We start from the raw sequence: 12,303 nt of genomic DNA on the forward strand, positions 1-12,303 counted from the left end.
GAGGATGAGCGCGAAGCCCAAGGGAATCAGAGCGCCCATCAAAACCCTTCCCGGCCTGAGGCAGGACAACGTCTTCAGCCCGTCAAGCGGAGGTTTTGATGGGCACTCTTAGGGGTCCTTAGAGTAAGGAACCCATGATTGGGCGGAGAAATACGCATCGGCAAAGCCGGCGCAGGAGAAAAATCGAGGCTGCAATAGATCGAAGCGAAGAACCCCAACATTCCGCACGGAAATCTCCTGTGGATTTACGAAACGATGTTTATGGCGTGCCAGAAGCTTGTGCCTGTTGCGGCGCTCGACCTCCTGAAAGAGGCGTTGCTTGTTCGGGTCGGTATAGAGATCCTTGCTTCCACCGCAAAAACGACTGAAATGGGGTATGCTGGTGAATGCCACTTTCAGCCCATGCGCATTTGCCCGCATGCAGTAATCGAGATCGTCATAAAGAAGAGGGGCAAAGCCCTCATCAAGAAGGCCGACCATATCCAATACTCGTCGGGATAGGATCAGAGGCGAACGAATCACCATAGGGCATAATGTAACCATGGATTCGAACCGATTGTCCGAAGGTAATCGGAACCGTTTGGCAATGGTGTGGAGATAAACATAATGGTCCCCGTCAATTACCGGCGGGTCCGGAATATTGTCCAATACTTCTATCTTGTTCGGTATCTGCCAGGATTTTTGTGGAAGATTTTCAGAGCCTACGCAACGAACACCAATCTGTCCGACTCCGCGACCGCTCAGGATGTCGATCCCATTGCTTTCCATGAAGTCGACGCAGACACCAAGCCAGTCGGCTGCCAATATAAAATCGTCATCCTGCACGATGGCGACCCAGTCTCCGGTCGCGGCAGCAATTCCGGCGTTGTTTGCACGGACCTCCCAGATGTCGTTGGTAACGATCAGCCGGTCTGCATAGCATCCTAAAATCGCTTGAGTGCCATCAGTGCTTCCATCGTCGACGGCCACCAGTTCCGCTTCACGGGCGGATCGGCGAAGTTGATCGAGAAAAACATCAAGATAATGAGCTTTGTTGTGAACGCTAAGAACGATGCTGTATTTCATGAGAATTTCCAGGAACAGGCCAATCGCGCTTATAGAAACAAAGCGATATCTCAACAATAGGATAGGATCTGCGCTGTTGCAAACAGCCAGCGCAAGCCGCATTCCTACCGGGCAAGTTTGTTGTCAGGCTAGCGGGTCCGTCCCCGCTTTCAGCCACGACCACATTCCAGGCCCTGACCGGTCCAGCTTCGGCGTTTCCGATAGAGGAAACAGGGATGATCCGAAGGGGCGTATAGCCCTTCACCATGTCTGCCGCAAGCTCGCAGGGCCGTGTCCCGCTCAGGCTATGCATTCCACGGTTCATGGCCGGTACGCCAAAAACGGCGAAAAGCCTTTTCAGGCTCGCCTGCACCGACCGACCTGCTGATTTTAAAAGAAGGGAGGGTGGTGCCCAGGGACGGAGTCGAACCGCCGACACGGGGATTTTCAGGACCCACAGGGATTTTTACTCTGATTAGGGAAATCAATACTTCCGCAGTTTGGTTGTGTCGTCTCGCCACAAATCCGCCACAGCGAGCCTATCGCAGCCCTTCCCGGAGAACATGGCCGTAGACCCTCAGCGTGAAGCCGGCGTCGGCATGCCCGGCCTGTTCGCTCACGACGTGGATGTTCTCTCCCGCCGCCAGCCGCTCGGAAATGCGGTAGTGCCGCAGCGAGTAGAGAGGGTATCGGCCCTCCAGTCCAGCGTCTTCCAGCACCGTGCTCCAGGCGCGGGCGGTCAGGTTGCTGAGCGACACCGGCGCGCCGTTCCGTGTCGGAAACACCAGCGCATGCGGGTTCTTGCTCGGCGGTTGCCGGATCATCAGCCATTCTGCCAGCACGTCGAACAGCAGATCGGGTGCGTCGATCATCCGATAGGCGTTCGCTGTCTTCGGTGCGCCGATCAGCCCATCCTCGTCTGCTCCTTGGATCACCCGGACCTGCCCGCGACTCGGGTGAAGGCCGGTTTCAGGCAGGGCGCGAACCTCCGACGGCCGGGCGCCGCTCCAGCGAAGCGTCGTCAACATGGCATAGAAGCGCTGCCAGTCCCGATCATCCCGGCGCTGCCGCAGCGCACGCTCGATGGCCTGCATCTCACGGATGGTCGGGATCTCGGGCCGGCGCTGGCGCCGGTTACTGTCCACGATGGAGACGTCGGCCGCCGGGTTGAGGACCATCTGCCCGCGCAGGCGTGCCTCCGCCAGGGCGGACCGGAGGTCGGTCAGGCACTTCTTGGCGGTCGGCCTAGCGCAGCGCTTCAGCAGCTCGTCGCGGAACTCGACCACCCGCGGCGTCGTGAGCTGCGCCAGTAGAACGTCGCCCAGCAGCGGCCTGATGTGGTTCTTGGCCCGCTCCTTGTATTTTCGCAGCGTGGCTGGGGAGACCGGTTCCCGACCGTGCCGACCGACGGTCTCGACCGTCTCGATCCAGGCGTCCAGGGCCTTGTCGACGGTGATGCTATCGCGCTCATGGATGTGGCGACCGAGCGCGCCCGCATGGAGCATGCGCGCGCCATCTGGTTCAACGCCCGGCCCCTCGCCGGCACGGTCGCCGAGACCTATCTGCGCTGGCGCGGCATCCGCCTGCCGCTGCCGCCGACCCTGCGCTTCGCCCCCGCCCTGTGGCACGCCACCGCCCGCCGCGAGTTCCCGGCGCTGGTGGCGGCAATGCAGGATGGCGCCGGCACCATCACCGCGGTCCAGCGCATCTACCTGACACCGGACGGGCGCGGGAAGCTGGACGTGAAGCCCCGCAAGAAGGGGAAGGGGCCGATGCGCGACGGCGCCGTGCGGCTGGCGCGGGCGGGCAGGGTGCTGGGGCTGGCCGAAGGCATCGAGACGGCGCTGTCGGCCCGTCAGATCTACAGCCTGCCGGTCTGGTCGGCCAACGGCGCCGGCCGCATGCACAGCGTCGCCCTGCCGGACTGCGTCGAGCATGTGGTGGTGTTCGCCGATGCCGGGGAAACCGGACTTGCTGCCGCTCAGCGCGCCGCCGACCTGTTCGCCTGCCGCGGCCTGCTGGTCGACATCGAGGCGCCGCTGGAGGGCGACTGGAACGACGCGCTGATGGCGCGCGGGGCGGTGGCGGCATGAGCAATGTGACTCCGCTGCCGGCCAACCAGCGGCGGCTGGCGCCCTTCGAGGCATTCTCTCCCATCGAATGGCAGGGCCGGACTCCTCCGGCGCTGGATTGGATGGTCGAGAACTGCGTCCTCCGCGGCACCGTCTGCATGCTCTCCGGCGACGGTGGGCTGGGCAAGTCGTTGCTGATGCAGCAGCTGCTGACCTGCGCCGCGCTCGGCCAGGATTGGCTCGGCATGAAGGTGGCCCAATGCAGGGGCCTCGGCTTCTTCTGCGAGGACGACAAGGACGAGCTGTGGCGGCGCCAGCAGTCCATCAACACCCTGTACGGGACCGAGATGGGCGACCTGGAGGACGTCTGGATGATGTCCCGCGTCGGCGCGGAGAACGTCCTGATGGAGTTCGACCGCCGGGACGATACGCCGAAGCCGACGGCGATCTTCGCGCAGCTCCGGCAGAAGGTGCTCGATGTCGGGGCGCAGTTGATCGTGCTCGACACGCTGGCCGACGTCTTCGCCGGCAACGAGATCATCCGCAATCAGGTGCGGCGCTTCGTGTCGGCGCTGCGCAAGCTGGCGCTGGAGACCAACGGGGCGGTGATCCTAACGGCTCATCCGTCGCTGGCGGGTCTGAACAGCGGATCGGGGATCTCCGGTTCCACGGCCTGGAACAACTCCGTGCGCTCCCGGCTGTATCTGACCAAACCCAAACCGAAGAATGGAGAGGAGGACGACGATGGCGATATCCGGCTCCTGAAGACCATGAAGTCCAACCAGTCCAAGTCCGGCGGCCAGATCGAGATACGCTGGGAGCATGGTGCGTTCGTGCGGGTAGACGCCCCGGCGGATGCCGGCCCGCTGGACCGGGTGGACCAGATCGACCTGAAGGTGTCGGTGCTCAAGGCGGTGGACCAGTTGTGCCGGAACGGCACCCGCATGAGTCCCGACAAGTTCGCCCGCACCTATGTGGTGAAGGCCCTGATGCAGCACCCCATGACCCGGCGGTTCACCCGCGGTCAGATCGAAGGGGTGAAGGACGCCTTGCTCGCCGACAAGCGGCTGGCCATCGTCGAGATCGGCCCGCCGTCCAAGCGGCAACAGTACATCCGCACGGACACGTTCCGCTTCGCGGATGAGGAAGGGAAACCCTGATGCGCATCCTTCCGACCCAGTTTCCGACCTGCCTTCCGACCTCCTTCCGAGCTTCCGACCTACTGGTAAGTGCTTGGAAAACAACAAACTTCCGACCTCGCTTCCGACCTTTTCCGACCTTCCGACCTGTCTGTAACCCGTTGATCCAAAACGCATTTCTGACCTTCCGACCTCCGAGTATAGGGCTAAAGCCCTATACCGCGCACGCCCGCGAGGGACGCTGCGGCGCGGCCCTGTGGGCTGGAGGCCTTCGAGCCATGGGAGTGACCACATGACCGACAAGACCGAGCGCACCGTGCTGGCATCCGCCGGCCATCACGCCGACGGCGTGGTCGAGCTGTTCCGGCTACAGAGCGATCTGGAGGCCAAGGCCCGCGCCCTGCTGGCGAACCGGGAGCGGCTGGGGGCCGGCGGCGCCATGCCGGACGATCCGACCGAGGCCGGGCTGCGGGCAGACATCCGCGGCATCGGCGAGCGGATAAACGCGTTGGGCGGCACCGCGGCGATGGTGGACATCTGCGACGATCTTGACCGCACCGCCGGGCACCACGCCTCGACGACGGTGGATCATGCCTGGCGCGGCATCGGCGGGTGGGCTGCATGACCGCTGCGACCGTTCCCGCCGGTTCCGAGCGGCGGCCCGCCAACGATGCCGCGGCCCCCGACACCCGCCAGCCGGTGGACGTCGAGAGGCTGGCGATCTGGGCGATCCGCGACCAGAAGGCGGACCGCACCGGCGGCGCGCTGTTCGACCTGGAGACCGCGCTCGACCATCCCGACCGGGAGCCGCAGGGCAGCAGCCGCGACGGCGTCGCTTCGCTGATGCGCCGGCGGGAGACGGGCGGCTGTCGGGTCGACGGCGGCGGGCCAATGCGGGGAGTCCAGCCCCGGGTGCACCCGGACGCCGAGGCGGTGGTCGACGCGATCCGTGCCATTCCCGACTGGCGGCAACGCGGGCTGGTGTTCGAATACGCCCAGCTCGGCGACCGGCCGGACTGGTCCAACGGCGGCCAGACGCTGGTCCCCGTCCCGGTGCCCGAAAGCCGGCGCGGAGCGGTGCGCCACGTCGTCCGGGCGGAGTGGGTGGACCTGCCGCTGCAATCGGTGCTGTTGGCCGATCTGCGGCGCCGGGGCGTGCCGATCCTGGACCGCTACGGCCGGCGGTGGTTCCCGTCGCAGGAGCCGGGTTTCGCCTACCGCATCACCGACGACGGCGGACGTCAGGTGGTTACGCGCTGGTGCCCGCTGGAGCCGTATCCGTCGGATGCCTGGATCGCGAACACGAACGCTATCTATGCGGCGTGGCATGCCGGGATGATGGCGCTTGAGCGGAGGCTGCGGCGCGTGGTGCTGCGGGACCACAGGCTTGTGGGGTTCGGTGTGCCGGCAGAGCCGTGGGCTTGAATTATGGCGAAAGCGGAACGATTGTTGTGGCGCAATGAATTTAGACGGCTCGCTATTTCAATCCATTAGGCGTTAAGATAAGGAAATGTTCTAAATGGTGTTTCTTGAACCGGAACAGGAATTGGAGCCGATTGTTGTTAAAGTATTCGTCGATGCAACTCTTAGAAATACTTGTGCTGCTTGGGGCGCAGTTGCGTTCGTTGGCGGACGTAAGCCTCATGTAATGAGTGGCCAACTCCCCCGCCGAAAAAACACCAACATTCTTGAAATGCTCGCTTTGCAACGAGCAGAGATTGTTGTCCAGCGTTGGTTAAGGCGGCATGGTCTCAGGGCTCGTCTTTTGATATTGCATTCCGACAATCAAGGCATTGCCGAGCAAATGGCAGCAAAATATGGGAAACGTAAACTGGTATATCGCTGGCTTGCGCGTGAGCATCCAGCTATGCGGTTGGCGCACCGGGTGGCAAAAGTAAGCTGCACGGCGGCGATATCTAATCACCTATCGACAAAGCGGCTAATCGACAAATCCTGCCCAACGGTGGGCAGCGCTACCGGGGCTATGTTGGCTTGATCGGCGGGTAGTGTGAGTGGAGACGCATGGAGTTATCCTAATCCGTAGTGGCTCGGCGGCCCATCGCCTTTTCCAGGTCGTCGAGCGTCACCATTAGCGTGAGAGGGGCGACGGGCGACGGTGCGAAGCCGTGCCTTTGGTAGAAGGCCTTGGCCGTGTCGTCCTTGGCGTGGACCAGCATGGCGCGTGTCCCAGCCAGTTCCGCCGCTTTCAGCGCCTTGCGTACCGCATCCCGCAGCAGGGCCGAGCCGAGACCCTTGCCGGACCAGCGCCCGTCCACCGCCAACCGCCCCAGGACCACGACCGGAACCGGGTCTGGCATGTTCCGCCTGACCTTTCCGGTGGCCTGCTCATGGAACACGGCGCCCATCGCGAGGCAGTAATAGGCGATGACGGCGCTCCCCTGGCAGACCACGAAAACACGCGATCCACCCGAGACGTGGCTTTTGAGTGCCCGCTTCCGAAGCCAGTCATTCAGGACCGGAACGCCACAATCGAATTGGCCCAGATCGTGACCTTCGGTCAATGGGGCCGGGGCAGTGATGGCGGCTTCGTGCCCAGGTGGTGGCGTCACTTCTCCCACGGGGCTTTCCCGGCCATCAGGGCGCGGAGCCGGTCGATGTCTCCGACGGGTTCGTCCAGCATCTCCAAGAACCGCTTGTGGCTGGCATCGTCCAAGTAGAACACCCGCTGGTCCAGCAGGGCATCCTCAGCCGCGTGGAAGGCAGCCTCAATGACAAATTCGGTGCGGGTCTTGCCGGCCAGCTTGGCGGCGCGGTCGATCAACTCGCGCTTGTTCGGCGGAACCCGCATGTTGATCGTGACGGACTGCGCGTCAGTATCTTGGTTTCTCAGCATTCGCCCGGCCTCCAGGCAAGGGAGCCGCTGGTGATCACGGCCCAGTGTGTTGACGTTGTATATATGGTTGCTGTGTGGACAGTGTCAATACACTGTGAACTCACTGCATCCGAAACGCGGCAGGATCATGCCATGGCGACGATCCAAACCGGCAAAATCGATTGGTTAAGGGTTTTGAAAGGATTTCCCTGCAATAGTTGACGCCATGCACCGCTTGAGGTGTGACTGACCGAAACCCCGCCGGAGAAATCCGCTGCGGGGTTTCGTCGTTTCTGGAGCTTCGCCACGATGGACACTTTGCCGTTGCCCGACGTCGGCGATACGCTCGCCCGTATCGCCATCCTGTCGCCGGCCGCTCAGATCACAGCGCTTCTGGTGATCGGCTGCGTCGCTGGCCTATGGATTTGGTCCCGGCGGCCACAGCACGGCCCTGACGCTCAGATCGTTGTCGAGGCATTGAAGAGCACGGCGCAAGCCCAGATGGAGACCGCAGCCAGCATCGCCGCCATGGCCCAACAGAACGAGTTGATCGTTTCGGAGGTGCGCGGTGCCGTTGCGGAGATGCGTGTCATGGTCAATGCGGCCCTGGCCACCATCAAGCAGGCGGCCTGATCATGGAACTGCTGAGCATCCCGTCTGACGTGCTGTCTCAGATGATCGCGGTGGTGGAGGCCGTTCGCTTGCGTGTGCTTTGGCAGACGCGGCGCCTCTCAGCTTCTCAGCATATGCTGAATCCTCGGAACCCGACCGCGCTTCAGTCCGGTTGCGGCAGCATCAACGCTCGTTGCGGAGCAAGCGAACTGATAGGCGAGTGACAACAGGCCAAGCGCGAAGATCGGGTCCTGCGAACGATGAAGGAAGTCGTCATAGGGGCTTAAGGAGCCGATAACTCTTCTCCAAAGCAAGGGGTCGTCGAGGAACATCAGGTTCATTGCCCAAGCGCCGAACTGCCGACGAGCCACTCCATCGTTGGACAGGAGAAGGTCGACGTGATGATGGCGAGGATCGTTGACGACCCTTCGAAAGATCGAGGTGACAGCGTCCTCTGGTCCCTCCAAAGCCTGGAGAAAGACCCCACCACATTCAACCATATAGCCAGTAACATTCCACTTTCTGTTGTTTCTGGCAGATGAAAGACATATGTCCTGCATATCGGTGTATGACATAATAGATTTAAGCTCGCTGCGAAAAGCATAGATTATCATCCAAATCTCCAGAAGTTTGGGAATGGCTATGAAGAGCAGCAATTTTCATTGGAGAACCAAAGATTGGATGTGTGTTAATTATTGTCACTGAACAAAATGTATCGAAGAATTTCTGCATTGTAACAATGAGATTTCGTGGGAAAGCAGGTTTCAGATAGCAGCCCAGACGGCACCTTCAGCGGAAAGCCGAGCGGAAGAGGGGCTATGTGATGGCACGTCTCCATACCCTGAGATCCCCCCTGTCCATCTTGGACACCCGCACCGGTAAGGTCCTGGCACCCGTGGCGTCGGAGCAGGATCGCAAGCGTCGGCTGGACGAGACTCGCGGTTCGGCCCGCCAGCGTGGCTATGACCGTGACTGGGAGAAGCTGCGGGATGCGGTGGTGATCGAACGGGGATGCCGCTGCGAGGCGTGCGGTGCCATCGTGGTGCTGCGCAAGCGGGAGGCCACAGCCACCACCCCCGTGGCTGAGGTGGACCACATCGAGAGCATCACCGACCGGCCCGACCTGCGTCTGGAACGCTCGAACCTGCGGGTGCTGTGCAAGCCCTGCCACTCGGGGCGGACGGCCAGGGATCAGGGGTTCGCGCGTGGCTGACCCATTCTGTAACGCGATGCAAGAATGTGTCGCTCTGTTGCAGGGGAGGGGGCGGTCGAAAGTCTGGGAGGCGGCCGACCGGGGGACCGCGCCTCCCCCCATTCAGAGTTTTTTCCCCTCCGGATAAATTTGAGGTGCGCACTTTGCGGTGCGCACGACCGGCCATGGCAAAACGCGACGACATCGACTGGACGGCCATCGAGGTCGCTTTCCGGGCCGGAACCCTGTCGAACCGCCAGATCGCCGAGCGCTTCGGCGTCTCGGAAGCCAACATCCGCAAGCGGGCGAAGGCCGGGGAGTGGGTGCGCAGTGCACAGCCGCGTGCGCACTCGCCGGTCGCCGAAATCCTGCCTCCCGTCAACCGCTCGGCCCGTCCGGTTCTCCCGTACGAGCAACGCGACCACGTCGAGCACGCCCGCGAGATCGCCGGCCGGATGCTGGACGAACTCGACGCCGTCAGCTCGCATGCCGGCGAGTTGGAGGATCTGATCGGGATCGAGACCGCCAACGACAAGGACGGCCGGCGCCGTGCCGCGATGCTGAAGGCGATCAGCAGCCTGCCGGCCCGATCCATGACGCTGAAGACCATCGTGCAGGCCCTGGCGGTGGCCAAGGAGGTTGCCGGCGTCGGGATCGGCGGCGGCAAGAAGGAAGAGCCCAAGGCCAAGGCGCAGGAAGCCGCCAAGCCCGGCAACAAGTTCGCTCCCCCGGCGCCGCCGCGCCTCGCCGTCGACAACACGAAGGGCTGACGCATGCAGTGGACCACCGCATGCCCCGACTGGGAACGGCGCATCGTCGCTGGCGAGTCGTTGATCCCGTGCCCGCCGCTGTTCGCGGCCGAGGCCGAGGCGGCGCTGAAGATCTTCCGCGCGTTGAAGCTCGTCGACGTTCCCGGCAGCCCGACGATGGAGGAGGCGTGCCGGCAATTCGTGTTCGACTTCGTCGGTGCGGTGTTCGGCGCCTACGACGCGGACACCGGCCGGCGGCTGATCAACGAGTTCCTGCTGCTGATCAGCAAGAAGAACAGCAAGTCGACCATCGCCGCCGGGATCATGGTCACGGCGCTGCTGCGCAACTGGCGGCAGAATGCCGAGTTCATCATCATCGCGCCCACCATCAAGATCGCCCAGAACTCCGCCGATCCGGCCATGGCCATGATCGGCGCCGATCCGGAGCTGTTCGAGATCCTCAAGCCGATCCCGCATCTCAAGACCATCGAGCACCGGACGACCGGGGCGACGCTCAGGATCCTCGCGGCCGACAGCGACGTCGTCACCGGCAACAAGGCCACCGGGGTGCTGATCGACGAGTTGCACGTCTTCGGCACGCGGGCGAACGCCGAGGCGATGCTGCGCGAGGCCCGCGGCGGATTGACCTCCAGGAAAGAGGGCTTCGTCATCGCCCTGTCCACCCAGGGGGAGGAGCCGCCGGCCGGCGTCTTCAAGCAGTGGCTGGCCCGCTTCCGCGACATCCGCGACGGCAAGCTCCGGGCGCCGAAGTCGCTGGGAGTGCTCTACGAGTTCCCCAAGGCGATGTTGGAAGCCAAGGCGCATCTCCGGCCGGAAAACTTCTACGTCACCAACCCCAACATGGGGGCGTCGGTCGACGAGGAGTTCCTGCTCGACGAGTATGCCAAGGCCCAGCTGGGCGGCGAGGGCTCCGTCCGCGGCTTCATGTCGAAGCACCTGAACGTCGAAGTCGGCTTGAACATGGGCTCCGACCGCTGGGCCGGGGCGGACTTCTGGGAGGTTTGCGGCGAAGAGGGCCTGACGCTCGAGGCGATCCTCGCCCGCTGCGAGGTGGTGGTGGTCGGGATCGACGGCGGCGGGCTGGACGACCTGCTGGGCTTGGCCGTGCTGGGGCGCTGCCGGGAAAGCCGGCGCTGGCTGATGTGGCACCGCGCCTGGGCGCACCGGATCGTGCTGGAGCGCCGGAAGGAGATCGCGCCGCGCCTGCTCGACTTCGAGAAGGACGGCGACCTGACCATCGTCGACGATCCAGCCCAGGCGGTGGTCGAGCTGGCCGACATTGTCATGCAGATCGAGCAGGCCGAACTGCTGGCCGAACAGGGCATCGGTGTCGACGCCGCCGGCATCGGCGAGATCGTCGACGAACTGACCGGGCGCGGCATCGCGCTGGAGCGGATCATCGGCATCAGCCAGGGCTGGAAGCTGAACGGCGCGATCAAGACGGCCGAGCGCCGGCTGGCGTCGAAGACCGCGGCGCATGGCGGCCGGCCGATGATGGCGTGGTGCGTCGGCAATGCCCGCATCGTCCAGCAGGGTAACGCCATCTCGATCACCAAGCAGGTCAGCGGCTCGGCCAAGATCGACCCGCTGATGGCCGGCTTCAACGCCGTGGCGCTGATGGCGACCAACCCGGCAGCCCGCGGTCCGTCGGTCTATGCGACCCGCGGCCTGCTGATCCTGTGAGGCCTTGATGGGCTTGTTCGACTTCTTCCGCACCAGCCGGGCGCAGGGCGGCCAGCGGCCCCAGGCGTCCGGCGGGCAGCTTTTCACCGGCCTGGACGACCCGTCCCTGCTGGAGTTCCTGCGCACGGGGGCCTTGTCCGGCACCACGGTGTCGGTGGACGAGGCGCTGCGCAACTCGGCCGTCTTCCGCTGCGTCGATCTGGTGTCGAGCAGCATCGGCATGCTGCCGATCTTCCTCATGCGCCGGGAAGCCGGCTCCGTCGTGAAGAACGAGGCCCACCCGCTGTTCGACCTGCTCGCCTATCAGCCGAACAGCTGGCAGACGGCCTTCGAGTTCAAGCAGCTCATGCAGACCTGGGTGCTGGTCCACGGCAACGCCTACGCCATCATCGTGCGGACCGGCGCCAAGATTACACAGTTCATCCCGGTCGACCCTTGCCGCGTCATGGTGCGTCAGATGACCGCCGACACCTATCTGCGCGTCGGCAAGGTGGAGAACTTCGGCGAGTTCGGCGACGAGGCCGAGGTCATCAAGTTCAACGCCACCGACGAGGGCAAGGTCTACAAGGCAAAGGGCATCGTCGATCCCGGCGCGATGCAGCTGACCATCGCCGACATCGAGGACGATCCCGCCCGCGAGCGCCTGGAAGCGGCGATGATCGACCCCAACGCCTACAACTTCTACTTGGAAAAGAACGACGTCGACCGTGACGCCACCACCGGCCTGCCGCTGGCCGGCCATCACGGCACCCGTTTCTATTTCCGTGCTCTGGTGACCTCCACCCGCCGCGTGCCCGGCGGCTCCAGCGACACCTGGAAGCGCACGCTGAAGCTGGAGCTGGTCGAGAGCTACACCCCGGTGCCGAAGGGCAGCAGCTAAGCCCCCAGGCCCGCGCGTGCGAGGCCGGCGGCGTGTCAGGGCGTCGCCGGCCTTTTTCCTGCCCGCCCTGACACCCCG

The 12,303-nt window shown here is 63.7% G+C and carries 15 protein-coding genes; 10 read left to right on the plus strand and 5 right to left on the minus strand.

Annotated elements, in window-relative coordinates; genetic code table 11:
* Nucleotides 1-108: 108 nt before the first annotated feature.
* Both ABNQ38_RS36645 and ABNQ38_RS36650 read right to left on the minus strand, forming a co-directional pair.
* Nucleotides 109-1,065, minus strand: coding sequence for a glycosyltransferase family 2 protein (locus ABNQ38_RS36645; protein WP_377811856.1), 957 nt, complete (start codon nucleotides 1,063-1,065; stop codon nucleotides 109-111).
* A 518-nt stretch (nucleotides 1,066-1,583) separates the two neighbouring features.
* Nucleotides 1,584-2,549, minus strand: a complete 966-nt coding sequence (locus tag ABNQ38_RS36650; RefSeq protein WP_377811857.1) for a tyrosine-type recombinase/integrase — start codon at nucleotides 2,547-2,549, stop codon at nucleotides 1,584-1,586.
* Here ABNQ38_RS36650 and ABNQ38_RS36655 point away from each other — a divergent pair.
* The 5 genes from ABNQ38_RS36655 to ABNQ38_RS36675 all read left to right on the plus strand — a co-directional run bounded on the left by ABNQ38_RS36655 (nucleotide 2,514) and on the right by ABNQ38_RS36675 (nucleotide 6,251).
* A complete protein-coding gene (locus tag ABNQ38_RS36655) occupies nucleotides 2,514-3,137 on the plus strand; it encodes a toprim domain-containing protein (RefSeq protein ID WP_377811858.1) in 624 nt (207 codons plus the stop codon). The genes ABNQ38_RS36650 and ABNQ38_RS36655 overlap by 36 nt on opposite strands.
* On the plus strand, nucleotides 3,134-4,276 hold the full coding sequence (locus ABNQ38_RS36660) for an AAA family ATPase (RefSeq protein ID WP_377811859.1): 1,143 nt from the start codon (nucleotides 3,134-3,136) through the stop codon (nucleotides 4,274-4,276). The genes ABNQ38_RS36655 and ABNQ38_RS36660 overlap by 4 nt, the downstream gene beginning before the upstream one ends.
* Before the next feature lie 271 nt (nucleotides 4,277-4,547).
* Complete coding sequence (locus tag ABNQ38_RS36665) at nucleotides 4,548-4,880, plus strand: hypothetical protein (RefSeq protein ID WP_377811860.1); 333 nt, start codon at nucleotides 4,548-4,550, stop codon at nucleotides 4,878-4,880.
* Nucleotides 4,877-5,680 (plus strand): hypothetical protein, encoded by an 804-nt coding sequence (locus tag ABNQ38_RS36670; protein WP_377811861.1) that lies wholly within the window; start codon nucleotides 4,877-4,879, stop codon nucleotides 5,678-5,680. The genes ABNQ38_RS36665 and ABNQ38_RS36670 overlap by 4 nt, the downstream gene beginning before the upstream one ends.
* 94 nt (nucleotides 5,681-5,774) lie before the next feature.
* Nucleotides 5,775-6,251: a hypothetical protein gene (locus tag ABNQ38_RS36675; protein WP_377811862.1), complete on the plus strand. Its 477-nt coding sequence runs from the start codon at nucleotides 5,775-5,777 to the stop codon at nucleotides 6,249-6,251.
* Between the two features lie 37 nt (nucleotides 6,252-6,288).
* Here ABNQ38_RS36675 and ABNQ38_RS36680 read toward each other — a convergent pair whose 3' ends face one another.
* Nucleotides 6,289-6,666, minus strand: coding sequence for a GNAT family N-acetyltransferase (locus ABNQ38_RS36680; protein ID WP_377811863.1), 378 nt, complete (start codon nucleotides 6,664-6,666; stop codon nucleotides 6,289-6,291).
* A 155-nt stretch (nucleotides 6,667-6,821) separates the two neighbouring features.
* Complete coding sequence (locus ABNQ38_RS36685; protein WP_377811864.1) at nucleotides 6,822-7,109, minus strand: DUF1778 domain-containing protein; 288 nt, start codon at nucleotides 7,107-7,109, stop codon at nucleotides 6,822-6,824.
* A gap of 288 nt (nucleotides 7,110-7,397) precedes the next feature.
* Here ABNQ38_RS36685 and ABNQ38_RS36690 point away from each other — a divergent pair, with 288 nt between their 5' ends.
* On the plus strand, nucleotides 7,398-7,721 hold the full coding sequence (locus ABNQ38_RS36690) for a hypothetical protein (RefSeq protein ID WP_377811865.1): 324 nt from the start codon (nucleotides 7,398-7,400) through the stop codon (nucleotides 7,719-7,721).
* A 98-nt stretch (nucleotides 7,722-7,819) separates the two neighbouring features.
* Here the strand turns inward: ABNQ38_RS36690 and ABNQ38_RS36695 are convergent, their stop codons facing one another.
* Complete coding sequence (locus ABNQ38_RS36695; protein WP_377811866.1) at nucleotides 7,820-8,314, minus strand: BLUF domain-containing protein; 495 nt, start codon at nucleotides 8,312-8,314, stop codon at nucleotides 7,820-7,822.
* 209 nt (nucleotides 8,315-8,523) lie between these two features.
* Here ABNQ38_RS36695 and ABNQ38_RS36700 point away from each other — a divergent pair, with 209 nt between their 5' ends.
* From ABNQ38_RS36700 to ABNQ38_RS36715, 4 genes are all read left to right on the plus strand, one after another.
* Nucleotides 8,524-8,913: an HNH endonuclease gene (locus ABNQ38_RS36700; protein WP_377811867.1), complete on the plus strand. Its 390-nt coding sequence runs from the start codon at nucleotides 8,524-8,526 to the stop codon at nucleotides 8,911-8,913.
* A 164-nt stretch (nucleotides 8,914-9,077) separates the two neighbouring features.
* On the plus strand, nucleotides 9,078-9,662 hold the full coding sequence (locus ABNQ38_RS36705; protein WP_377811868.1) for a terminase: 585 nt from the start codon (nucleotides 9,078-9,080) through the stop codon (nucleotides 9,660-9,662).
* Nucleotides 9,663-9,665: 3 nt separating this feature from the next.
* A complete protein-coding gene (locus tag ABNQ38_RS36710; protein ID WP_377811869.1) occupies nucleotides 9,666-11,345 on the plus strand; it encodes a terminase large subunit in 1,680 nt (559 codons plus the stop codon).
* A 7-nt stretch (nucleotides 11,346-11,352) separates the two neighbouring features.
* Nucleotides 11,353-12,225, plus strand: a complete 873-nt coding sequence (locus tag ABNQ38_RS36715; protein WP_377811870.1) for a phage portal protein — start codon at nucleotides 11,353-11,355, stop codon at nucleotides 12,223-12,225.
* Nucleotides 12,226-12,303 lie beyond the last annotated feature (78 nt).

Origin of the sequence: Azospirillum sp. A29 (genome assembly GCF_042604625.1) — a bacterium.
GTDB lineage: Bacteria > Pseudomonadota > Alphaproteobacteria > Azospirillales > Azospirillaceae > Azospirillum > Azospirillum palustre.